Genomic DNA, 23,946 nt, shown 5'->3' on the forward strand with positions numbered 1-23,946 from the left:
GAATAGACGATCCGGGCCCGAGCCGAAAACACGGTGTGCGCCCGATACACAAAAGGGGATGGATGCATGACCACGGCCACGCGCGATCGGCGATTTGTCACCAGCCTTCATGGTACCGCTACCAGTCTGGCCGTGCTGGCGGCGGCATTGGCCTGCACCCCCGCGGTCGGCCAGACCGTTCCTCCGACGACCGCATCCACACCCGCAGAGCTGCCATCGCAGGCGGCGGAGCCCGACTCCGCACCGGCTTCCACCAACGACATCGTCGTCACCGGGACGCGCATCACGTCGAGTGGCTTCAATGCGCCGACACCGACCACCGTGATCGGCGAGGAGCAGATCCTCAAGAACGCGCAACCCAACATCTTCACGACCGTCGCGCAGCTGCCGTCGCTCCAGGGCTCGACCGGCGCCAGCACCGGCACGTTCAGCACCTCGAGCGGATCGCAGGGGCTGAGCTCGTTCTCGCTGCGCGGTCTCGGCACGATCCGCACGCTGACGCTGCTCGATGGCCAGCGCGTGGTCGGCGCGAACGTCACCGGCGTACCCGACATCAGCCAGTTCCCGCAGCTGCTGATCAAGCGGGTCGACATCGTCACCGGCGGCGCATCGGCGTCCTACGGCTCGGATGCGGTCGGCGGCGTGATCAACTTCATCACCGACACGAAGTTCACCGGGTTCAAGGCCAACGTCCAGTCCGGCGTGACGACGTACGGCGACGACGGCCAGGTGCTGGTGCAGGCCGCGGTCGGCAAGAGCTTCGCCAACGACCGGCTGCACGTCATCCTCAGCGGCGAATACGCCAAGGAACAGGGCGTCGGCCCCGGCAATTTCGGCGAGGACCTGGCGGGAAGCCGCGACTGGTATCGTGCGACGACGCTGGTCAACACCGGCATCATGAACAATGGTTCGCCGCAGTTCCTCTACCGCGATCACGGCCAGGCCTATCAATACACCAAATACGGCCTGATCAGCGCCGGACCGCTGCAGGGCACCGCGTTCGACGCCAACGGCCAGCCCTTCGCGTTCCAATACGGATCGAACGGCGTTCCCGCCAAGAACGCGGCCGGCGCGGTCAATGGCTGCTTCGTCGGATTCTGCGTCGGCGGCGATCAGTCGGGCCATGTCGGTGCCGGCACGTCGCTGCAATCCGCGATCCAGCGGCTCAACGGCTATACCCGCATCAGCTATGACGTGGCGCCCGACATGGAGGTCTACATGACCGCCAACGTCGCGCAGGTGAAATCGCACAACCAGCCCAATCCCGGCGCCGCCAAGACCGGGCTGACCGTCCAGTGCGCGAACCCGTATCTGCCCGCCTCGATCGTCGCGGCGTGCGCGGCGAACGGCATCACCAATTTCCAATACGGTCTCAGCAACGCGATCCTGCCCAACATCAAGGTCAACACGGATCGTCGCCAATACCGCTTCGTCGGCGGGCTGAAAGGCAAGGCGGACCTGCTCGGCACCAACTGGACCTATGACGCGTCGTACGAGCACGGCATCAACATCACCGACATCGACGTCGACAACATCAGCCTGACCGGGCGCTACAACCAGGCGATCAACGCCACCCGGATCAACGGCCAGATCGTCTGCGCGGACGCGACCGCACGCGCCGCCGGCTGCCAGCCGATCAACATCTTCGGCGGCACCACGCCGTCGGCGGCCGCGCTCGCCTACGTCACCCCCGCCGCCGGTCCGTTCCAGCACACCAAGCAGACGCAGGATGCCGCGGCCGGCAGCATCTCGGGCGAACCGATCACGCTATGGGCCGGGCCGCTCGCAGTCGCCGCCGGCATCGAATATCGCCGCGAATTCTACCGCGTGAACGCCGATCCCTATGGCGCAGGCGTGTCTGCGATCAGCCCGAACTCCGCGCTGTACCCGACCGATCCCAACCTGAACTCGACGGTCGGCAGCAACTGGTATGCCGGCAATTACAAGAACGGCACGGGCAAGTACGACGTGCTCGAGAGTTTCCTCGAGCTGAACCTGCCGATCCTGAATTCGGATACGCTGGGTCGGGCGAACGTGAACGCCGCCGGCCGCGCCACGCGCTATTCGACGTCGGGAACGGTCTATGCGTGGAAGGTGGGTGGCACCTGGGACACGCCGCTCGACGGGCTCCGGTTCCGCGCGGTCACGTCGCGCGACGTCCGCGCACCCAATCTGTCGGAGCTGTTCGCCGCCCCCGTCACCACCACGATCCCCAACTTCACCGATCCACGCAAGACGACCGCGAACCCGAACGGGCGCCAGGTCCTGATCATCCAGAACACGATCGGCAACACGGCCCTGCGGCCGGAAATCGCCCGCAACACCGAACTCGGCGTCGTCTATGCGCGGCCGTCCTGGCTGCCAGGGTTCAGCGTGTCGTTCGACTACTACAAGATCAACCTGAAGGACGTCGTCTCCAGCCTGTCGGCGCAGCAGATCGTCAATCTCTGCCTGGTGGACAAGATCCCGGATACCTGCGGCGCGTTCGATCTCGACAGCGATTCGAAATTCGTCAACGTGCAGGCGTTCAACCTGGCATCGATCAAGACCGACGGGTTCGACATCGAGGCAAGCTATCAATGGCGCAAGCCGCTCGGGATCGAGGGCAATCTGACGCTGCGTGCGCTGACCACGCACGTCATGAAGTTCGTCACCGATCCGGGCCTGCCCGGCACCATCCCGGTCGATACGGCCGGCGCCAACACCGGCGCGACGCCGAACTGGAAATGGCTCGCCACCGAAAGCTACGATAACGACGCATTCAGCATCACCCTGCAGCAACGCTGGTTCAGCGACGGCGTGTTCGGCAACCAGTATGTCGTATGTTCGGCCGGCAATTGCCCCGCCTCGACCAGCAACAACCCGACGATCGACTACAACACGATGAAGGGCGCGTTCTATTTCGATATCGGCGGCGCGGTGAACGTCACCAAGCAGGTCAGCATGTTCTTCAAGGTCGACAACCTGTTCGATCACGATCCGGAGCCCTCGCCGCAGACCAACACCGGGCTCGACGTGAACCCGGCGCTGTACGACACGCTGGGCCGGTTTTTCAGGATTGGCGTGCGCGCACGGTTCTGAAGGCGTATCCAGACCGCTCACATCGAACGCCGGGGACGCCGACATGGACATGGGACGACGCAACCTGATGATCTCGGCCGCGGCGCTGACACTCGGTCCCGGCGCGCTGCGAAGTTCCAGCGCGCTGGGCGCCGGGCGGGCCGAACGGCCGCTCGGCTATGCGATCGTCGGGCTTGGGTATTACGGGCTCGACGTCATCATTCCGCAATTCGTCAATTGCGCGCACAGCCGGCTTGCCGCGGTGGTCAGCGGCGATCCGGACAAGGCGAAGCGCGTTGCCGCCGCTAACGGGTTGCCGGCGCGGTCGATCTATTCCTACGCCGATTTCGACACGATCCGCGACAACCCCGACGTCGACATCGTCTACGTCTGCCTGCCCAATGCGCTCCACGCGGCATACACCATCCGCGCCGCCAGGGCCGGCAAGCACGTGATGTGCGAAAAGCCGATGGCCGTCTCGGTCGCCGAATGCGAGGCGATGATCGCCGCCTGCAAGACCGCCAACCGCAAGCTGATGATCGGCTATCGATGCCACTTCGAGGCGTTCAATCGCGAAGCGATGCGGCTGGCCCGGACGGGGGCGGCGGGCAAGATCCGCTACGTCCGCTCCGAACACGGTTTCGTCCAGCGCGATCCCTCGAAATGGCGGCTCAAGCGTGCGTTGTCGGGAGGCGGATCGTTGATGGACATGGGCATCTACAGCTTGCAGGCGGCGCGCTACATGACCGGCGAGGAGCCGGTCGCCGTCACCGCCCGCGAATCCACCGACCGCCGCGATCCACGCTTTGCCGAGGTCGAGGACATGATCGACTGGACGCTCGAATTTCCCTCGGGCGCGATCGCCGGATGCCAGTCGATGTATAGTGCGAACCAGAACCGCATCCTGCTGATGGGAGACGCCGGGCGCATCGAGCTTGAACCCGCGACGCGCTATGCCGGCAACATGATGTGGCTGGGCAAGGACGGCCGCGAGCAGGCGGTGACGCCCCCCGCCGGGCCGGGCAAGACGCAGTTCGCCGGGCAGCTCGATCATCTGGTCGCGTCCATCCGCACCGGTCGCGAGCCTATCGTTTCGGGCGAGGAGGGGCTGCGCGACATGCGGATCGTCGAGGCGATCTATCGCTCCTCGCGTGAGGGGCGGACGATCCGCCTGGACAACAATCGACGGCCGAACGCGCGGACGTGATGCTGCCGGCGCGGGTCCTGGCTGCGCCCGCGATCCTGGCAGCGGCACTGGTATCGGCACCCGCTCCGGCGACGGCGCAGGCCAAGGATCCCACCAGCTTCGCATCCGATGCCGACGTGACCGCACAGATCGCCGCGATGGCCGCGACGATGAAGCCCGGCCAGGGCTTTGCCTGGCAACCGCTCGTCCGCGACGGGGAAACCATCGCTGCGCTGGAATATTGGAAGACGCCCGGCCGCCCGGCGGTTCATCCCGACCAGGCCGAATATGCGATCGTCGTCGCCGGCGCGGGCACGCTTATCTCCGGTGGCACGCTCGTGCGGCCGACAGCCGTCAAGGCGGACCTTGTCGAGGGCAGCGACATCGTCGGCGGGACGACCCGGATACTTGCGCCGGGCGACGTGATGCTGATCCCCGCCGGCGTGCCGCACACCTTCGGCATCACCGGGGAACGGCTCGTGCTGCTGGGGATCAAGTTGCCGACACCCCGTCGATAGACACGGCTGGTCCGCCGGTGGCGCTCGCGCCGTCCGCCCCCCGATACGCGTCTCCGTTGTTCGAAACGCCCCGGCGAAGTCCTGCGGATCGTCGCTTGCCCGCGTCGGGGCTGGTGTTATGATAGCGGTACCGTCGGCATCGGCGGAGCTTGGATCTCGGAGAAGATCGGCTTTCAGGAAGGATCCCACGGTCATGCATATCCGCGTCCCCGCCCGCCTCATGGCATTATCCGTGACACTGGCCTCCGGCATCGCGATCGCTCAGGTCGCCCCCCCTGCCCCCGCTCCCGCCCCCGGTGCGCCATCGCAGGCCGCAAAGGCCGAACCGCGCAGCCCGGACGGCAGACGCTACCTTGCCCAGCCGCTCGTCACGACGATCTATGCCGCCGATCCCTCGGCACACGTCTTCAACGGCCGGATCTACGTCTATCCCAGCCACGACGTCGATGCGGCCATTCCCGACGACGATCTCGGCAATCAATATGCGATGCACGACTACCGCGTGCTCAGCATGGACCGGCCCGGCGGCCCGGTGACGATCCATCCGGTCGGTATCGACGTGAAGCAGATTCCCTGGGCATCGAAACAGACCTGGGCGCCCGATGCCGCCTACAAGGCCGGCACCTATTATCTCTACATGCCGGCGCGCGACGCACAGGGCATCTTCCGGATCGGCGTCGCCACGTCGAAATCGCCGACCGGTCCCTTCAAGGCCGAACCTCAGCCGATCCGCGGCAGTTTCTCGATCGACCCGGCCGTCTTCACCGATGGCGACGGTGAGAGCTATATGTATTTCGGTGGCATCTGGGGCGGTCAGCTGCAACGCTGGGCGACCGGATCGTTCGCCAAGGACGGCAGCGATACGGACCTGAAACAGGACGATCGGCCGGCGCTCGCCCCCAAGATCGCGCGCCTGTCTGCGGGCATGACGCAGTTCGCGGAAACCCCTCGCGACGTGCAGATCGTCGATGCAGCCGGCAAGCCGCTGCTCGGCGGCGATCACGACCGGCGTTTCTTCGAGGCCGCCTGGGTGTTCAAGCGCGGCGGCCGATATTATTTCACCTATTCGACCGGCGACACGCACAGAATCGCCTATGCGATCGGTGACAATCCTTATGGCCCGTTCCGCTATACCGGCCAGATCCTGTCGCCGGTCCAGGGCTGGACGACGCATCACTCGATCGTCGAATTCCAGCACCGCTGGTGGCTATTCTATCACGATACGCAGGTCTCAAATAAGAACCACTTGCGATCCGCCAAGATGACCGAGTTGTCGTTCAACGCCGACGGCACGATCAGGCCGCTCAACCCGTTCCGGAAGTAACGGGACGCCGGGCGTCGATCGCTTCCCGATCGATGTTCCCTTCGCCGCGCCGCTTACAGCTGGATCAACGTCACCGTCGGGCGTTGCTCCAGCTCGGCGGATCCGGTGAGGGCCGCCCCTCCGGCCTTGGCCCCGATCTGATCGACCACGTGGGCTGCGCCGAAATAGACGACGTAGAGCAACCCATCCGGCCAGTTGAGTTCGTACGACCAGCTGTTGCCGGCACTCGTCGCGTAATATCCCGGTGGTGCGGGGGTGCCGGTATTCGGTCCGGTTTCACCCGCGGCCGAATTGAGCGCGATCACATAGGCATTGGTGCCATCAGCGCCGGCCGGACCGCCGATGATGCCGAAGACCGCCGGGTCGCCGTTGCTCTGGCGAAAACCGAGCTGCATCCAGCGGCCGGTGGTCGCCCCTTGCGCCGCCTGCGACAGCGCGAGCAGAACCCCCGGCGGTCCGATCGGCAGCGGCACCGGAACGCTGCCGAGCCCGGGGCCGTAGGCGGCGACCGAGATCGGCGTGGCCGTCGCGACGCTGATGTTGGTGATCGTCAGATTATTGCCGTGCCAGTCATGCGCGAACACGCTGGGCGCCATCGCCAGCGCCGGCGCCAACAGCATGACAGGCGCGCTTGCGGCACTCGTCCAGGCGAGCTTGCCCGCGCTGTTGAACGGCGAGACGTTGCAATAGCCCAGCAGCATCGAGCCGTCGGGCGTCTGCGGCATCGAAACGGCCTCATATTGCGCGAGCGTGGTCGCAGCGCCGTTCCACGGCGCAGGGGTAGAGGCGGAGGTGGAAGTGGAAGTGGAGGCGGGAGGCGGATCGGCAGGCGCAGTATCGAAAAACCACGCCGGACGCGTGGTGCCTAGGATGGCATATGCCGGCGTGTCAGCCACGCTCGCCCCGGCTCCTGCCAATAAGAGGTCGATCACGACCTCCCGTCGAGACCTGCGCATCTTATGACGCGGGCACGGCTATAACGCCACCATCGTGACCTGGACCGGCGCCGCGCCCACGGGGGACAGGTTGGCGACATAGACGAGCGCCGCGTTCCAGTTGAACTGGAAGTTATAGGCATTGCCCGCCACAGTCGCATAATAGCCGGCGGGCGGCGGCGTGCTGTCGGGCACGTTGAGCGCGATGACATAGGCGTTGGTCTGGTCGGGCGGATTGAGCGGTCCGCCGACGATCGCGACGATGGTCAGCGCGCCGCTGTTCGCAGTGAACCGCAGCAGCATCGATTTGGGCTGGGACAGGCCCTGCGCCGCCTGCGCGACGGCGAGCGCGATCGACGACCCGATCGGCAGGTTGACCGGCGTGGCGCCGGGGATTCCGGGACCGAACGCCTGGACCAGGATCGGCGTGGCGGGCGCGACGCTGGTATTCGTGATCGTCAGGTCGTTCGCCTGCCAATTGTCGACCAGCAGGCTCAGTATCTGCTGGAACGCCGGCACCGGATAGGCAATCGGCGCGCTACCCCCGGAGGTGACGGTGATTTCGCCCTGGTTGTTCTGCTTCGACCGGTTGAGATAACCGATCACCAGCGAACCATTAGGCGTCTGCGGCATGCTGGCCTGCTCGGTCGTCGCCAACACCGTCGCGGCACCATTCCAACCGGCTTGACTGGCCATCATAGCTCCTCGCGGTTTTGCCTCGGGTCGAACGGGAGGCCGGTCCGGCGGACCGTCGGACCGACCCCGCCGCATCAGAGCGCGACCAGCGTCAGCGTGACCGCCGCGGCCGTCGATGCCGACATGTTCGCGAGATACACGACCGTCGCCCCCCAGTTGAACGGGTAGCTGATCGTGTTCCCCGCGCTCACCTTGGTATAGCCCACCGGGTTCGCGGTCGCGACATTGAGCCCGAACACATAGGCGTTGTTCCCGGTCTGGTCGGGCGGCCCCCCGATCAGCACGACGACCGAGGCATCGCCGGTGGTCGAGGTCATGCGCAGCAGCATCGACTTGGGCGGCGTCACGCCTTGCGCGACCGAGGTCGTGCCAGGGGCCGGATTGAGGACGAGCGCGGTGCCGATCGTGATCGGCACCGTCACCTGGCCCGGCAATCCCGGACCAAATGCCTCGACCCAGATCGGCGTCGCGTTCTGCACGCTGATATTGTTGACCGTCAGGTTGTTCGCCTGCCAGTTCTCGATATGGATCGAGGGCACCAGCGCGCCGAAATCGGCATCCAGCGTCTCTTGCGTGCTGCCGCTCGACAAGGACAGCTGGCCGCTGTTGTTGAGCGTCGCCTTGTTCTGATAGGCGAACACCGTCGATCCGTTGGGGGTCTGCGGCATCAGCAGCGTATCGCCCAGCGTCGTGATCGTCTTGGGCGAACCATCCCAGATCACGGTTGCGCCAAGCGCCTCCACGGCCTCGATATTTTCGATCCCAGGATTTTCGAGTTCGATCGTCGCATCGCTCATTGCTTGTCTCCATCAGGTGCGTTCAAAGTCCAGGCAGGCCGTGGTATGCGCATTCAGGCTCCTCCTCCGTGGCTGATGATCAAACCGGTTCGATATCTGTGAGCGCGAGCGTCAGCGCGGTGAAGCGCAGTACCGGCGTGTCGACGCCGCTCAACGCCGCGTATAGCGTGGTGTCGAACACCAGTTGCGCACCGGCCGGCTCGGAACCGCTGCCGTAGGCGACCGCGTTGGCGCTCGCCCATTGGTCGATCGCCTGCGCGAACAGCGTCGCAAAATCGCCCAATTGTGCCGGGTCCTGCCCATCGATGTCGAAGCTGCGCGCGAGTACGATCGGTACCAGCGGCCTGAGCGAGGACGTATCGTACGCGGTGCGGCTGACCGCGGGCATCGGGAACCGGAAGGCGCAGCCCATGGTCATGCGGCGCCTGGCGTCGGGCGCGGCCCCGGCGGCACGATACGCCCCCCGCAGCGCCGCCGCCTGATCGGGATCGGCGAGCAGATTGACCATCAACGTGTAGATCCGCTGGCACAGGCTGCTCCCCGAGGCGGAGCTGCACGCAGCACCACTGCCGAGGTTTGGCAGGCTCGCGATGTCGACCGCGGTGGCGACGTCGATGAACGGCGTCACCGGCTGGCTCGGCCGGACCTGAGCGGTCTTGTAGACGAACGCCGGCACCACCTGCCACGGGCTCTGATCGGACGCGGTGAGCGTGATAAGATTGCGTTCGACCTGCACCGAGGCGAGCGCATTCTCCGCCGCCAGCACGTTCAGCGCCTGGACCGCGATCTGCTGCACCACGCCCAGCGGCGCGATCGGCGCATTCGGGACGGTGACGACCAGCGCGGTGGCCGATGTCGTGCTCGTCTGCCCCGGATAAGGCTGCAACGTCGCCGCGGGGTCGAGCGCGGTCAGCGCCAGCGTAACGCCGGAATAACTCGATTCCCCCTGTTCGCTCGTCCAGGCGAGCGTGATCGTCTGCGTCGCCGCGGGATCCGCTGGATCGGTATCGACCGCATCGGTGACGACATAGCTGTCGGTGATCCGGGTCAGCGCCAGCACTCGCGTCGCGACGACCGTCGACGGGTTCCAGTCGGAATTCGCCGCGACCTCGGCAACGCTCTGCGCGAACGCGGCCACCGCGTCGGTCCAGTTGGCCGCAGCAGGCGTCTGCAGCACGGGCCGCACCGCATCGATCACGGCAGTCGCGCGCGCCAGCGCCTCGAACAGCGTATAGATCGTATCCCCGGTCGCGCGCAGCGACGGCGGCCCCGAACGGGTCGCGCTGAGATCCGTATTGTAGGTGACCGTGGTGCCGATGCGATCCTGCGCCGCGAGGAAGGCCTGGTAGGTGTAGCCGTAATCCCACTGCGCATGCGCCGCGATCGGATTGGCGGCCTGCGACGCTGCGGACGTGCTGGTCCAGCCCTGCCGCACCAGAGTCGGCGGGGTCGGATATTGACGGAACACGACCGGAATGTCGGTGGTCGTGCCGACCGGCCCGACATGCGGGATCTGGCCGGGTGCATAGGGATCGATGAGCTGGAGCCACAAGGATGGCCGCGCTTCGCCTTCGGCGCCCGGCGGTGCGAGAAAATACTGAAGGTTGGTGATGTTGAAGCGCAGATCCATCGACACGATCGCGCGATCGGCGACGTCGGGCGTGCCGTAGAGGAAGGTCAGCGGGCTGCTGCCGCTCGAGACGATCGGCACGTGCGCGGTCGACAGGCCGGCATTCTGCCGTGTCGCCGAGAAGCGCCCCTGCCCGCTGCCGTTCGTCACCGCGAGCGTGAACTGCGTGCCACCGCTGGTGCCGGTGACGGTGTAGACGCCGTCGGCAGGCGCCCAGGATCCGGCATCGGCGGTGAACAGCATCACCACCTGGTCCCCGGTCGACAGCGACTTCGCGCTCGACGAGGTCGCGGTCAGGACCACACCGGTCCAGTTATAGCTGCCGAGCATGATCGCCTCGACCTGGCCGAACAGCTCGATCGCCTGGTCGACCGCGGGCGACACCGCGGCGTTCCACGCGACGTCATATTGCACGATCGTGTCGACCGCATACGCGGTCATCAATGCGGACCGCATCTGTTGCTCGAAGACCTCGCGCGCCACGCCCAGTTGCGCAGGCGTGCCGGTGAAGGGCGATGCGACGCCGAACAGCCAGTCGACCTCGAACGACGCATAGCCCTGCGCCAGCATCTCGCGTCCCCGCGCGATAGTTTCATAGGCCGCGCGCGCCGTCGCGAACGCCTGCGCGGCCGATGCCGGGCCGAGCACGGTGTCGACGGTCTGGAAGAACACCCGGTTGAACTGGTCGAGATCGACGTCGACGAACAGCCGTTGCGCGGACAATGACGGCAGCGACGGCGCAAGTTTCGGTAGCGCGACCGTGGCGGTGTTGAGCGCATTGTCGAGTGGCTTGGGCGACAGGAAGCGCGGACCGCTGCCCGTGGCCAGCCCGATCGATACGTCGAGCATCGCCGCCTCGACCGCCCATAATGTCTGCCCCGAGCTGGTACCGCCGCCCGATCCGTCGGCGGCAAGGCGCTGCGTGCGCAAGGCGGTGCGCAGGCGATGCGTGCTCGATACGAGCGCGGGCGGTTGCGCCGCATCGGTACCGGTCAGTCCGACCGCAAGCTTGCGCGCCGGGAACGCCGCGACGAACGACGCCGCGAACGCCGAAAGCGTGCCGGTGACGCCGGTATCGGGGGCGACCGTCGTCGCGACGTTCTGCGCGGCGGGCAGCAGGATGGTGTCGCCGCTCTTGATATAGGGGGAGATCAGCGCCGGATCGCGCAGGATCCCGAACAGCACCGCCAGCGGGAAGGCCGGCGCCAGCGCGCCCGGCCCGGCCACGGCAACCGTGAGCGCAACCGCCGCCGGGAACGCCTTGGTCGGGTCGGTCAGCCAGGCGACCATGCCCGCCACCATCGCCGTGACCGCCGCGGTATCGGCAACACCCAGCGTGAACTGCACAAGGTTGCCCTGGGCATCGACCGCGAGACTGGTCTCGACGTAGAACGAGACTCCGGGACCGGTGATCTGGTCACGGATCGTCAGGAAATGCGCGAGCGCCGCCTGCAACGCGGTGTCCGACATGCCGACGAACGCGCTTTGTGTCGGGGTGAGCGACAGCGCGATGCCGGCGATACCGACGTTGGCAAAATCATAGCTGGCGATCACGCCGGTCCATTGATCGACCGGCAGGAGCGGATCGAAATAGAGATCGGTATCGCCGAACACGCTCGGGCTCGGCAGCTGGTTGCCGAACGCATCGTTGGTGAACACGTCGAGCGTGAACGCCTTGCCGATGCTGGCATAGCGATCGGGATAGCCCTGCCCGACATTGTCAGTCGCCACGCCGTAGAGCGGCACGACGATGCGGTAGTCGCTGGCGGTATCCTGGTCGTCCAGGCGCTGCGGCTGGATCGGTGCCGACAGGTTGCTCGCGACGAAGCCGGCGCTCGCCTCAACCTGATAGGTGACCAGGCTGTAGAGTGCGTTGAGCGCGGCCGGTGCGGCCCCCATCGCGGCGAGGGCGGCATGGATATCGGGCTCGTGCATCATGCCCGACGCCTGCAACGCCGCGATCGCGTCGGCGCGATCGATCGGCGCGGCCGTACCGAGCCTTGCCTGCGCCGCGACGGCTTCGCTGGCGGTCAGATCGGTGACGCTGTCCGATCGCGACAGCGTCACGCCGAACGTGCCCGCCGCGGTGGCCGGATAGCGCAACTGTAGCGCCGGGTCGGTCGTTTCGGCGTAATACACCAGGCTCGCCTGCGTCTGCGCGAGCACGGCCGCGGTGTGATAGGGCCGGACCGACAATGGCGCGAGCACCGTATTGTCCTGGGTCGCGTCATAGCGGATCAACAGCGTGACCTGCCCGACGCCCTTGACGAACAACGCCGCCGGCAGCGAATGCCCGCTCGTGTCGAGATAGCGCAGATAATAGCCCGCCGCGTTCGTGACGGTCGCCTGCTGGACGATCTGCAGGAAGCCATAGCCGCCATCGTCGGTCAGTTCGGCGGTCGCCCCCACCGCCACGCCGTCGGGTAGAGCCGAGCCCCCGAGCATCGTCGATGCCGGCGGTGGCTGCGACACCGAGCTGGTATTGGTGCGCAACACGAACAGCACGGCGGGATCGATCGGCGCCGAATGGAGCCCCGGCACGCCCGCAGCGGTCTGGAAGAGGATGTCGATCGACGCGATCGGCCGGTCGCCGCCGCGCAGGTCGGCGAGGATGCACCCGAGCAGCGCCTCGTCCGACTGGCTCGCACCCGATAGGGCGAACAGGTCGTCGAGCACGACGCCGGGCGCCCCGCCGGGGATCTGCCGGACGGTCAGCCCGATGCTCGTCACGAGTGAAATGTCAGCAGCGGGCAGCGGCGTGCCATCGGGCAGATAGGCACCATCGGCGGCACGCGACTTGATCAGCATCGACACCGGCGCCGTAGCTTCGGCCCGCTGGAGCCGGCGCAGGTTCGGCGGGAAAGGCTGCAGGCTCAGCGTGCCGTCGAGCAGGATACGGCTCTCGAACGCGAAGGATTGCGGCCCGACCTCGGTGAACGCGATCGGCTGCGGATTGCCCGGCTGTGTCACCGCGGCTTGCGTCAGGCCGTAATAGCCGAGGATCGTCGCCTTGCCGAGCGTGTAGCTCGCGGTCGGGGTGAGCCAGCCCTGCGTCGTATCGGGATTGGTCAGGGCTATCGTATAGGCATCGCCCGCTGCGAAACCGCCGACCGGGAATGCCTGCCACAGCAGCGCGAACAGCGGGTTCGTGGTGGTCGCCGCCGCGCCGCCGGGCACCGTCAGGCCGCTGGCATAGGGCAAGCGGATGCCGCTGCGCATGCTGCTGCTCATCTGCCCCGCGAGTTGCTGGAACAGCGATTGCGACTGCGGCGTCGGCGCGCCGGCCACGGCGCTGAACAAACTGGTGAGCGTGGCCTGCGCCAGCCGCTGGTCCTGCATCGTCACCAGCAGCTGGTGCACCGCGCCGCGGATCAGCCCCTTGAAATAATCGAGGAAGATTTCGGTCGGCAGCGGCGTCGTCGCATCGGCCGCCAGCCGCAGCGTCGGCGGGGTCGGTGTCTGGTTGACGAACAGCTGGTTGAAATACGCGTCGACCGCCTGCAGGTAGCTTTCGGCGACGAGGTTCTTCGATGCGAAAGTGTAGGACAGGTCGTCGGCAACCGTCCCGTCGGTCCGGCCCGTGGTGGCGAGCTGGAGGAACGGCGGCATCGGGAAGACCGTCGCCTGCGTCGCCTGGGTCGGCAGCGCGACGCTCGCGGTGAAGTTGGCGAGCTGGCCGAGAATGTCGGCATAACCGATCCAGCCGGTCAGCAGTTCGGGGTCGCTGTCGAGCGAGCGCAGGCCCGGCTTGCCGCTGACCGGATCGTCGTCGAGCGTGACGATCGCATCATAGCTCGCAAGATCGAGCGCATGCATTACGGCGAAGGTCGCGAGCTGAGTCGCCACCGCCTCGAACGGCTTGAACGCCGCATAGCTCGGGGCGGGCGTGGGTGCAGGCTCATATTGCACCCCGAGCGACACCGCGACCCATGGCACGCCGACGTCGGTCGCGTTCGGGAATACGACGGTGACTTCAGGGAGATAGAGCAGCGGCAGCGTGGCGCTGAGCCCCGGGCACAGCCCGATCGCAGCGGGCGCGGCGAGCCTGCGCGTGGTGCGGTAGGCGGCGAGCATCGGCCGCGCCTGCTGGCTCGAGCCGACCAGCTGCCATTCGAAACGGAACGAAGCCCTGAAGCTGAAACTGATCGTGATCGAGAACAGGAACAGGTTGATCCTGACGCTAACGCTGACGCTGACGCTCGCCTCGATATACAGCAGGATCGAGCCGTCGCCGCCGCCCGGCGCTTTGGGTTCATAGGTCAGGATGATGCCGATGCTCGCCTGTAGCCGGACGTTGACGCTCGCCTTGATGATGATGAAGTCGAGCGCGCCGTACAGCTCGCCGATGATCCCGACCTGGCCCTGCAACGACAGCGCGTCGGGCGTGCGGAAGATATCGCCGCCGTCGCTGAGATAGCCCGCCGCGCCCTGGATGATCCCGAAAAAGGTGACGCTGACCCCGGCCTTGAGTGGACCCGCGACGAAATCCTTGCCGACGCCGAGCCGCAGCGCGAAACCGAACGCGGCGATCGTCGCATAATCACCCTTGAACACGTCGGGGTCGGTCGCCGAGCTCAGCATCGCGATATAGAAGCCCCCCGCGCCGGTCACCGGCACCGGCCCCGCCTGCGCCTGGATCCGGAAGCTGCCGCTCCAGTCGTCGCCATCGGGGAAGCCGAGATCGACCTTCCAGTTGCCGTTGGTGTAGATACTCACGCTCAACGTCGGCAGCGTCAGCGAGGCGACCCCGACCTGGAACGTGCGCAGACTGTCGGGCAGCGCGATCTTGATCGCATACAGGCCGATCGTATCGGTCACCTTGGTATAGGTGATCTCGAACGAGAACCCGCTGCCGGGGCCGCCGATCAGCGAGATCTGCAACGCGTAGAACGGCGTGACGTCGTAGAAGACGACGCCGATCTCGATCAGCTTGAGCAACTTGAAGTCGGCGACGAAAATCCACCGCCCATCGGGATGGTAGATTTCGGCGAATTCCTTGTCCTTCAGCTTCTCCCAGAAATCTTTCTGCATATAGGCGAGGAAATCGGCATAGCTGGTCGGCGGACTGGCCGGATCGGGACCGACACGCTGGCCGAGCCCGACATAGATGAGTTCGAACACGCCGCCATCGTCTTCGCCCTGCCCCATGGGGGTGAGCACCGCGTCGCGCGCGTCCCGCACCGGCAGCAGCGGGGGCGCGGCGCTATCGCCACCACCACCGTCCTCGCCCTTGTTGTAGGCGCCGATCCAGCCGATCTGGTCGGCACCCTCGGTCGGCGCGAACAGTCCGATGCTGACCGTTCCCGCCGGCGGAATACGCGTGCCGAGCAGTTCGATGAAGCAATCCTGCAACCCGAGCACCAGCATCTTCGGATCGGAATCGGTCGCGTACAACAGCGTGAACTGCTCGATCGCGATCGTCAGCACGCCCTGGATCTTGATCTCGAGCTTGCCGTCGACCTGCGGCAGCTGCACGCCGAAGGCGATCCCGCCACCCTGCGCAGGGGTCTGCCAGCCGATGATCATGTTGAACTTGAACGCCGACAACGAACCGACCAGCCCGCCGAGCGAACCCAGATCGAGGTCGAAGATCAGCGCGTAGTTGAAGCTGTCCTGCAGCGCGATCCCATTCTCCTTGAGCCCGGGGATCGACGACAGCGAATAATAGTCGATGCTGTCGATGCTCTGGCCGTCGCCGGTCGCGTACAGGAAGGATTTGAGCTTGAACGGGATCAGCGCGAGCAGGCTGGTGTCGCCGCTCCGCGGTGCGGTCGCGCCGAGATCAAGCCGCAGGTCGCCGGGCGCGAAGGCGAGCGTCAGCTTGTCGGTCGACGGCTGTGCGGTCTCGTCGAGGACCAGGTTGAACCCGACGTCGATGCCGAGGTTGGAGAATTCGAGCTTCTCGAACGCGAAGATGTCGAGCACTTGGAGTTCGTTGAAGGCGATGCTGCCCCAGATGCCGAAATGCGACGCGATCCGCGTCGTGGTGACGCCCCCGACACACGACACGGGTGTCTCGGCGTCGAACGAGAATTGCAGCTTGGTCAGCGTGATCGACTTCAGATAGCTGCTGTTGGGCTGGCCGGCCGGGTCGGTGAAGTCGTAGACGAACAGGCCCTGTGCGACGAACGAATAGAGCCCCTCGCCCGCGCTGCTGTCATCCCCCGACGTGGCGTTGGCCTGGTACGCGCCGACGATCGTGATGGTGTTGCCGTCGTCGGTCCCGCGCGTGGCAGCGCTCGGGACCTGGTTGACCCCGGTCTCGAACAGGCTGTTGATCGTCAGGTTGAGCTGGCAGGCAAAACTCCGGAGCTCCGCATTCACGAACAGCGCGCGGAGGAACTCGACGTCGAAACTGTAATCGAGCGCGAGGGCGAGCGCCTGGGACGGCGCCAGGCTCTTGGTCTTCTCGTAATCGACGAGCGCGAACGCCGCGCTGCGCGCCAGCGTCGGCTGCGGGTTGGTCGGATCGGTATTGTTGATCGCCACGCCGACGTGATGCACGCGGAAGCCGGCGATCCCAGGATCGACCATGCCGCCGAGCACCGCGCGGATCGCGCCGGGCAACGTGGCGAGCCGCATGCTGCAATTGACCGCGAGAATGCCGCTGAACGCCGGGTCGGTGACCGTCTCATAGAACGGCCAGTAGAGCGAGTCGGTGTCGGGATCCGGGCCGCCACCGGCAAACACCGCGGCCTTGGCAGCGGCGATCGTCGCCTGGAGGAACGCCTGCGCCGCGCTGGCGGGGAACGGCGCGGTGTTGAAGACGTCGGGCTGCGACCAGAGCCGGAGATCGTCGACCAGCGCGGCGATCGGCTGGCCGGGATAGAATTTCATCAGGAAAATCGGCGGCGTGCCGTCGGGTGCGGCAAGCCCGCCGGGCGACAGGTCGAACGTCCAGTCGCCGATCGTCAGGTCGCTTTGCGCAAAGCCGAACAGCGATCCCGGATCGGTGCTGACGACGGTGAAGATCTGGTTCTGCTGCACCGCCTTGCGCATCGCCGGCCCCAGGCTGTCGAAGGCGAGGATGCCCGCGCTGCTGGTCGCCATCTGCAACGCGGTCCAGGCCGGCGGCGTACCGTCGATCTGCGCGAGCATGCCCTGCGGCGTCATCGCCAGAGTGCTCCCGGTCGCCGCCAACGCGGCAGGACCCGGCCGCACGACGACCTTGCCCGCCTGCGGCGGCGCGGTGAGATACGCATCGGCGCGCCGCGGATTGAGCGCGTTCGATTCCATGTCGAGATAGGCCGACAGCTGGAGATCGGGATCGGTCGCGAACGCCAGCCCGCCATACGGCACGAACGGCGTCGCGGGCGCGTCCTGTGCCGCGGTCCACGACTCGATCGGCAGGAAATCGAGCACATACACGCCGAGCCCCGACGCGGGCGCGGCGTCCGCGATCACCGCGGTGCCGCTGCTGGCTTGCGCGAAGAGCGGTGCGCTCTGCGGCTGCGAGACATAGGCCCCCGCCGTGGCGACGACGCGCGCGTAGGACGTCGTCGCGGCGTCGCTGAGATACGCGGGCGCAGCGGCGGTGTCGGCGCTGTCGGGAAGCCGATAGGCGGGCTGGCCTGGCACGAATTCGAGGCGGTCGCCCGTATTGCCGCCTCCGCTGCCAAGCGCGCTGCCGAGCGCGACGTCGAGAAACTCCGTACCGGTGATCCCGCACAGCACTTGCGTAGCGGTAGGGGCAACCGCCCCTGACGGTGGCGTGGCGCTGCTGCCATCGGTCAGCGAGACGGCGAACTGGCCCGCGGGGGTCAGGTAATAATTGCTGGTGTCGCTGGTCGCCTGCACCGGACGGCTGGCGAAGACGAACCGGCTGGTGCTGGCCACGTCATCGGCGCTGCTCTCGAAATACACCGGCTTGCCATTGGCGGTGACATAGTTGGTACCGAGCACCGGGTCGGTGAACTGGAAGAGGCTGCGTAGCGGATCGAGCGGCGCGAGCACGTCGAGCGTCACCGCGAATCCGAACGGCGTGTCCGGCGCACCCGCCGCGCGGAACAGCGGATAGCCGAGCGCCTGGATCAATCCCCCCGATTGCGGCGGGTTGAAATACATCATGCCGGCCTCGAACTGCGTCAGATCGTCCGCGGTGAACCCGAACGACGTACCCAGCGTCGCGGCGAGATCGCCCGCGACCGGCAGCACCGCGACGGTGCCGCTGCTGTAATAGGAGGACGATCCGCCCGCCGGTGGCGCCGCGGTCAGCTGGAAGACCTGCCCTGTCGCGGCGGTGTCGATCAGCTGGAACGCGCCGCTCGCATCGTCGAAGGTCATCGTCGGACCACTGGCCGCGAAGCTGGTAAGTACGGTCAGCGTGACGCTCTCGCGGAACGCCAGCGAAAAGGTCTGCGCGACGACCGGCGTTCCTTCGCTCCAGTCGAGCGCGATCAACACGGGTTGCACGGCGATCTCGTCCGAGAACCAGCCGAGCTGCGCCTGGTAGCTGGCGGTAAACACGGTGCGGGCCTGCGTGGCAAAACTCGCCCAGTCGCGCGTCGCCGATGGCGTCACGAACGCAAAGTAACCGGTATCTTTGAGCGCCAGCCATGATGCCGCCGTCAGGTCGAAAACCGGATCGACACGCAGCGCATCCTCGAACAGAAAGGCGACGCGCGCCGTCTCAGGCGCAACGGACAAGTATACGCCACTTAAATCGCGATTGAATGCGATCATTATCCGCCCCTTTTATGGGTTTTATAGTGATCAGCGCCGTTTCGACTCGGAACCTATCCAGTGCCGGCATATTACGTTGTTTACGGAATTGGCCATCATGCAACTTACGCCAAAATGAATGGCATTTTAGTGCGAATATTAATCAATCACTTCTTAATGCCTTCGCGAGACGCAATGCTCTACACCTTGGGCCGACGAGCCATAATGGGGGCCCCGTCGGGCTTGGATCTGCTCGCCGAAGTCCCGCGCGGGGCCGAGCATCGTGTCTTGCGTGGGAGTTTCCCGCAGGTCGCTTGCATGACTAAGGCCGGATCGACACGTGAGCCGACGGCATCGGCGCGGCACGGTGGCGCGCTGCGCATGAGGGTGACTGTCCCGACTTGGTGAGACGGGGAATCGGTGCGGGCGTGGTCGCTCGCCGCGAACGACGTCGTGCCGCGGCTCCCGGCGGTCGTGCTCGGCCGGCCGACGTCTTGCGATCTCGGTACTAGCCGACCGCGGCCAGACCCAACGCCTTCAATTCGACCGCCGTGTCGGCGAGAAGGACCGGATCTATCCGTGCCGATCCGGTCACGAGCGCGCGGCCCTGGACGTAATCGCGCACCCGGTTCACGCAATCGAGCGCGATCACGCGACCGGCCTTCAGGTAGACCAGCGAAAAACTTCGATCGGCCGGATCACCGCGCAGGACGGTCGCGTCGTACCCCGCCGACAGACCGACCGTCTGCAGCTTCAAATCATATTGATTCGACCAGAACCACGGAACCGCATGATAGTGCTCGGGCGCGCCCGTCAGCGTCTTCGCGACGATCGTCGCCTGGTCGTTTGCGTTCTGCACCGATTCAAGCCGGATCACGCGACCGTCCGCAAACGCGTTCGCATGCGCGGCACAGTCGCCGATCGCGAAGATATCGGGCAGCGTCGTCCGGCAATATGCGTCGACCGTGACGCCGTTGCTTGCCTCCGGGCCGCCCCCGGCGCCCGCGGCGAGCAGCAGCGCGACGGCGGGAACGATGCCGATGCCGACGATCACCATCTGGCACGGCAGTATCTCGCCATCCGCCAGCCGGACGCCGCACGCGGCGCCATCCGCTGCCTCGATACACGACGCCGCAGTGCCGGTTCGCAGATCGACGCCATGCGCACGATGTTCGGCCTCGCAGAACCGCGACAGCGGCTCTCCGGCGACGCGTGCCAGGACGCGGTCCTGCGCCTCCAGCACCGTCACGTGCTTGCCGAGCCTGGTCAGGACGGCAGCCGCCTCGAGCCCGATATAGCCGCCGCCGATCACCACGACGCGCTCCACCAACGGCAGCTCGGCAATCATCCGGTCGACATCGGCGCGTGTCCGCACGCCGTGGACGCCCGCGAGATCATGCCCCGCACAGGTCAATCGCCGCGGCGATCCGCCCGTGGCCCAGACCAGATGACCGTAAGCCACGCCGGTCCCGTCCGCGGTGGTAACGCGGTGCGCCTGCGGAGCGACCTCCCCGACCGTCCGTCCAGGCAGCAGCGTGATCGAACGGTCGGCCCAGAAGGTCGCGGGGCGAAGCAGCATGCGCTCGAACGGCTTCTCCCCCGACAGATACTCCTTCGACAGCGGCGGGCGCTCGTACGGCAGCGACGGCTCGTCGCCGAGCAGCGCGATGCTGCCCGCATAGCCACGCTGGCGGAGCACGATCGCCGCCTGGGCCCCGGCATGCCCCGCACCGACGATCAGGACGTCGTACTGCTCTGTCTCCGACATGACCCACCCTTGAAATGACGTCCGCACGCCGTGTGGCGCGTGACCCTGAACTCGATACCGCGACCGATCGCGACGGGGCGAGGCACCGGGTCGAACTCCGTCGCGGGAATACCGTCACGCCCCGTCGGCACGCAATAGCCGGCGCGACGGCCGGGTCGACTGACAGTGACGTCCCCGGCTCCGTTACCTAGCGGGCCCAGCAAGCGGGCGGGTGCTCGCTGATCATCAAGGACTCGTCGCAACCTGCGCCGCATTCCAGTCGCGCTTGATCTTCTTGGCGAGGCTCCATTTATGGACTTCGGTCGGGCCGTCGTAGATTCGGAACGCGCGGACCTCGCGAAACACCTGCTCGACGATCGTGTCGCCGGTCACGCCGGTGCCGCCCATCACCTGGACGCAGCGATCGGCGATCCGCATCAAGGCTTCGGACACCGCGACCTTCGCCATCGAGCTTTCCGCTGTGCCTAGCGAACCCGCGTCGAGCACGCCCGCGCACCAGTCGATCATCAGTTCGGCCTGGCGGAGATCGATCAGGTTCTCGGCGAGCATGAAGCCGACACCCTCGTGATCGACCAGCGGCTTGCCGAACGCGTGGCGGCGGCAGGCATAGTCGGTGGCGATCTCATTCGCGCGGATGCACGCCCCGAGCCAGCGCATGCAATGCGACAGTCGCGCCGGCGACAATCGTACCTGTGCGTAGCGAAACCCCTCATGCGGCGCGCCAAGGATCGCATCCGCCGAGACGCGCAGGCCGTCGATCGCGATCACCGCATGGCCACCCGGCATCGAGCTGTCGATCGTGTCGAGAACGCGCTCGATCCGGATCGCCGGATCGGGCAGGTCGACCAGGAACATCGTCGCCGCCAGCGTGCCGTCACCCGGATCGGTACGCGCCATGACGATCCCGACCTTCGCGCCATCCGCGCCGGTGATGAACGCTTTCCGCCCGTCGATCACCCAGTGGTTGCCGTCGAGCCGCGCGGTCGTGCGCATCATCGATGGATCCGAGCCTGCGCCACCCTCCGACGCGGGCTCGGTCATGAAGAACGCCGAGCGCGCATCGCCCGCGACCATCGGCGCGAGGAACCGTGCCTTCTGCGCCGCCGAGCCCGCCTTGCCGATCAGGTACATGTTGCCCTCGTCGGGGGCCATCGTGTTGCAGGCGAGCGGCCCGAGCGGCGACAGTCCCGAGCGGATCAGCACGTGCGCGGTCTCGGCCTGCGTCAGGTGATCGCCATCGTCCAGGATATGCGGGGTCAGCACACCGGCGGCACGAGCGAGGGCGCGCAGATCGTGGACCAGATCGTCCGACGGCCCATGCCCGCCGCGCCGTTGATCGTGCTCGAACGGCACCACGACATCGCGCACGAAACGTTCGACCCGCTCGCCGATCGCTGCGGCGCGCTGGCTCGGAGCGGTACTCACGACGACGGGCCGTCGTCGGCATGGGCTTTGGAAAAGCGGATCGGCATGGTGTCGAACATATCCTCTTTGCGCTGGGTGTGGAGGGGCCAGCGCATCCCCTGTCGCGATATCGAGCGGGTCGTTTAGGCACTTAGCCGGGAACCTCACTGCGACTCCCGTGGCTGCGATCCCGGCAAGCGCGCAGACCCGCGTGATTACCAGAACCGCAGATGCTACGCTGCCTCTCGCACCCTCGGTGCCGCCTGACGTACGCCTTCGTCGACATGCTCGGCGAACTGCGCGAAGTTCTCCACGAACAGGTCGACGAGTTTCGCGGCGGTCGCGTCGTAGGCATCCTTGTCCGCCCAGGTCGTCCGCGGGTCGAGGATCGCGCTGTCGACACCCGGTACGCTCACCGGTACCTCGAACCCGAAGTTCGGATCGGTCCGGAACTGAGCATCGTTGAGGCTGCCGTCGAGTGCGGCGTTCAGCAACGCCCGCGTCGCCTTGATCGGCATCCGGTTGCCGACGCCGTATTTGCCGCCGGTCCAGCCGGTGTTGACCAGCCAGCAATCGACGCCGCCTTTCGCGATGCGCTCCTTCAGGAGGTTGCCGTAGACCGAAGGATGCCGCGGCATGAACGGTGCGCCGAAGCAGGTCGAGAAGGTCGCATCGGGCTCGGTCACGCCGATCTCGGTCCCGGCGACACGCGCGGTGTAACCCGACAGGAAATGGTACATCGCCTGGTCGGGCGTCAGCTTGGCGATCGGCGGCAGCACGCCGTACGCGTCCGCGGTCAGCATTACGATGTTGCGCGGCACCGGCCCCATGTTTTCGGCCGATGCATTCGGGATGAAGTCGATCGGGTACGCGCCGCGGCTGTTCTCGGCGAGCGTGTGGTCGTCGAGGTCGAGCAACCGCGTCGCACGGTCCATCACGACGTTCTCCAGCACGGTACCGAACCGCTTGGTGGTCGCGAAGATCTCCGGCTCGGCATCGGCGGACAGGCGGATCATCTTGGCGTAGCATCCGCCCTCGAAGTTGAAGACGGCGGTGTCGGACCAGCCATGCTCGTCGTCGCCGATCAGCGTGCGGCTCGCGTCTGCGCTGAGCGTGGTCTTGCCGGTGCCCGACAGACCGAAGAACACCGCGGTGTCGCCGTTCGCGCCCATGTTGGCCGAGCAATGCATCGGCATCACGCCGGTCGGTGGCAGCAGATAGTTGAGCAGGCCGAACACCGACTTCTTCATCTCGCCGGCATATTTCGTGCCGCCGATCAGGATCAGCTTGTCGGTGAAGTTCACCGCGATCACCGTCTCGCTGCGGCAGCCGTGGCGCGCGGGGTCGGCGCGGAAGCTCGGGAGGTCGACGATCGTGTATTCCGCAACGAAATGCTTCAGCGCCGCCTGCTCGGGCCGTACCAGCATCGTCCGGATGAACAGGTTATGCCATGCCAGTTCGGTGACGACGCGGACCTGCACGCGGTGATCGGCCTGCGAGCCGCCGTACAGATCTTGCACGAACAGCTCGTCCTTCTGCGCCAGCACCGCGAAGAAATCCTCCTTCAGCGCGGCGAAATGCGCAGGCTCCATCGCCTTGTTGCTCTTGCCCCACCAGACCGTGGAGTCGGTCTCGGCATCGCGGACAATGAACTTGTCCTGCGCCGAGCGTCCGGTATGCGCGCCGGTCTCGACCACCAGCGGGCCGTCGGCGGACAGCGTCCCCTCGCCGCGCGCGAGCGCCGCTTCGACGAGCTGTGCGGTGACCAGGTTCCAGTGCAGGGTGGCGCGGGTCTCGATCCCCTGCGCGGCTAGGCCGCCGGCCGGAATACGTTCGTTGGACAAGGCATCTCTCCAGATATTTTTTCGCATACGTATGTATGTCGTTGCCTCCGGCTGTACGGGGCACCTTTCCACCGGTCAAATACGCTGACCCGCGACGCTGTCCCGATACGGTCTTAGTTGAGT

At 66.3% G+C, this 23,946-nt stretch carries 11 protein-coding genes; 4 read left to right on the plus strand and 7 right to left on the minus strand.

Annotated features, from left to right (window positions below; all coding sequences use genetic code 11):
- Window positions 1-66: 66 nt before the first annotated feature.
- The 4 genes from VH567_RS00695 (at window position 67) to VH567_RS00710 (ending at window position 6,088) form a co-directional block, all read left to right on the plus strand.
- Window positions 67-3,081: a TonB-dependent receptor plug domain-containing protein gene (locus VH567_RS00695; RefSeq protein ID WP_423322303.1), complete on the plus strand. Its 3,015-nt coding sequence runs from the start codon at window positions 67-69 to the stop codon at window positions 3,079-3,081.
- A gap of 43 nt (window positions 3,082-3,124) precedes the next feature.
- On the plus strand, window positions 3,125-4,267 hold the full coding sequence (locus VH567_RS00700; protein ID WP_423322304.1) for a Gfo/Idh/MocA family protein: 1,143 nt from the start codon (window positions 3,125-3,127) through the stop codon (window positions 4,265-4,267).
- Window positions 4,267-4,764: a cupin domain-containing protein gene (locus tag VH567_RS00705; protein WP_423323639.1), complete on the plus strand. Its 498-nt coding sequence runs from the start codon at window positions 4,267-4,269 to the stop codon at window positions 4,762-4,764. The genes VH567_RS00700 and VH567_RS00705 overlap by 1 nt, the downstream gene beginning before the upstream one ends.
- Before the next feature lie 193 nt (window positions 4,765-4,957).
- Window positions 4,958-6,088 carry a glycoside hydrolase family 43 protein gene (locus VH567_RS00710; protein WP_423322305.1) on the plus strand — a complete coding sequence of 377 codons (1,131 nt, stop codon included), beginning with the start codon at window positions 4,958-4,960 and terminating at the stop codon, window positions 6,086-6,088.
- A gap of 53 nt (window positions 6,089-6,141) precedes the next feature.
- Here VH567_RS00710 and VH567_RS00715 read toward each other — a convergent pair whose 3' ends face one another.
- The 7 genes from VH567_RS00715 to VH567_RS00745 all read right to left on the minus strand — a co-directional run bounded on the left by VH567_RS00715 (window position 6,142) and on the right by VH567_RS00745 (window position 23,823).
- Window positions 6,142-6,984 (minus strand): hypothetical protein, encoded by an 843-nt coding sequence (locus VH567_RS00715; RefSeq protein WP_423322306.1) that lies wholly within the window; start codon window positions 6,982-6,984, stop codon window positions 6,142-6,144.
- 78 nt (window positions 6,985-7,062) lie between these two features.
- A complete protein-coding gene (locus tag VH567_RS00720; RefSeq protein ID WP_423322307.1) occupies window positions 7,063-7,719 on the minus strand; it encodes a hypothetical protein in 657 nt (218 codons plus the stop codon).
- A gap of 74 nt (window positions 7,720-7,793) precedes the next feature.
- Window positions 7,794-8,516, minus strand: a complete 723-nt coding sequence (locus VH567_RS00725) for a hypothetical protein (RefSeq protein ID WP_423322308.1) — start codon at window positions 8,514-8,516, stop codon at window positions 7,794-7,796.
- 79 nt (window positions 8,517-8,595) lie between these two features.
- Window positions 8,596-18,828 (minus strand): hypothetical protein, encoded by a 10,233-nt coding sequence (locus tag VH567_RS00730; protein WP_423322309.1) that lies wholly within the window; start codon window positions 18,826-18,828, stop codon window positions 8,596-8,598.
- A 487-nt stretch (window positions 18,829-19,315) separates the two neighbouring features.
- Window positions 19,316-20,575 (minus strand): NAD(P)/FAD-dependent oxidoreductase, encoded by a 1,260-nt coding sequence (locus tag VH567_RS00735; RefSeq protein WP_423322310.1) that lies wholly within the window; start codon window positions 20,573-20,575, stop codon window positions 19,316-19,318.
- A gap of 225 nt (window positions 20,576-20,800) precedes the next feature.
- A complete protein-coding gene (locus VH567_RS00740; protein ID WP_423322311.1) occupies window positions 20,801-22,000 on the minus strand; it encodes an acyl-CoA dehydrogenase family protein in 1,200 nt (399 codons plus the stop codon).
- A gap of 212 nt (window positions 22,001-22,212) precedes the next feature.
- Window positions 22,213-23,823 carry a phosphoenolpyruvate carboxykinase gene (locus VH567_RS00745; RefSeq protein ID WP_423322312.1) on the minus strand — a complete coding sequence of 537 codons (1,611 nt, stop codon included), beginning with the start codon at window positions 23,821-23,823 and terminating at the stop codon, window positions 22,213-22,215.
- Window positions 23,824-23,946 lie beyond the last annotated feature (123 nt).

The organism is Sphingomonas sp. 4RDLI-65, from assembly GCF_049472435.1.
GTDB lineage: Bacteria > Pseudomonadota > Alphaproteobacteria > Sphingomonadales > Sphingomonadaceae > Sphingomonas.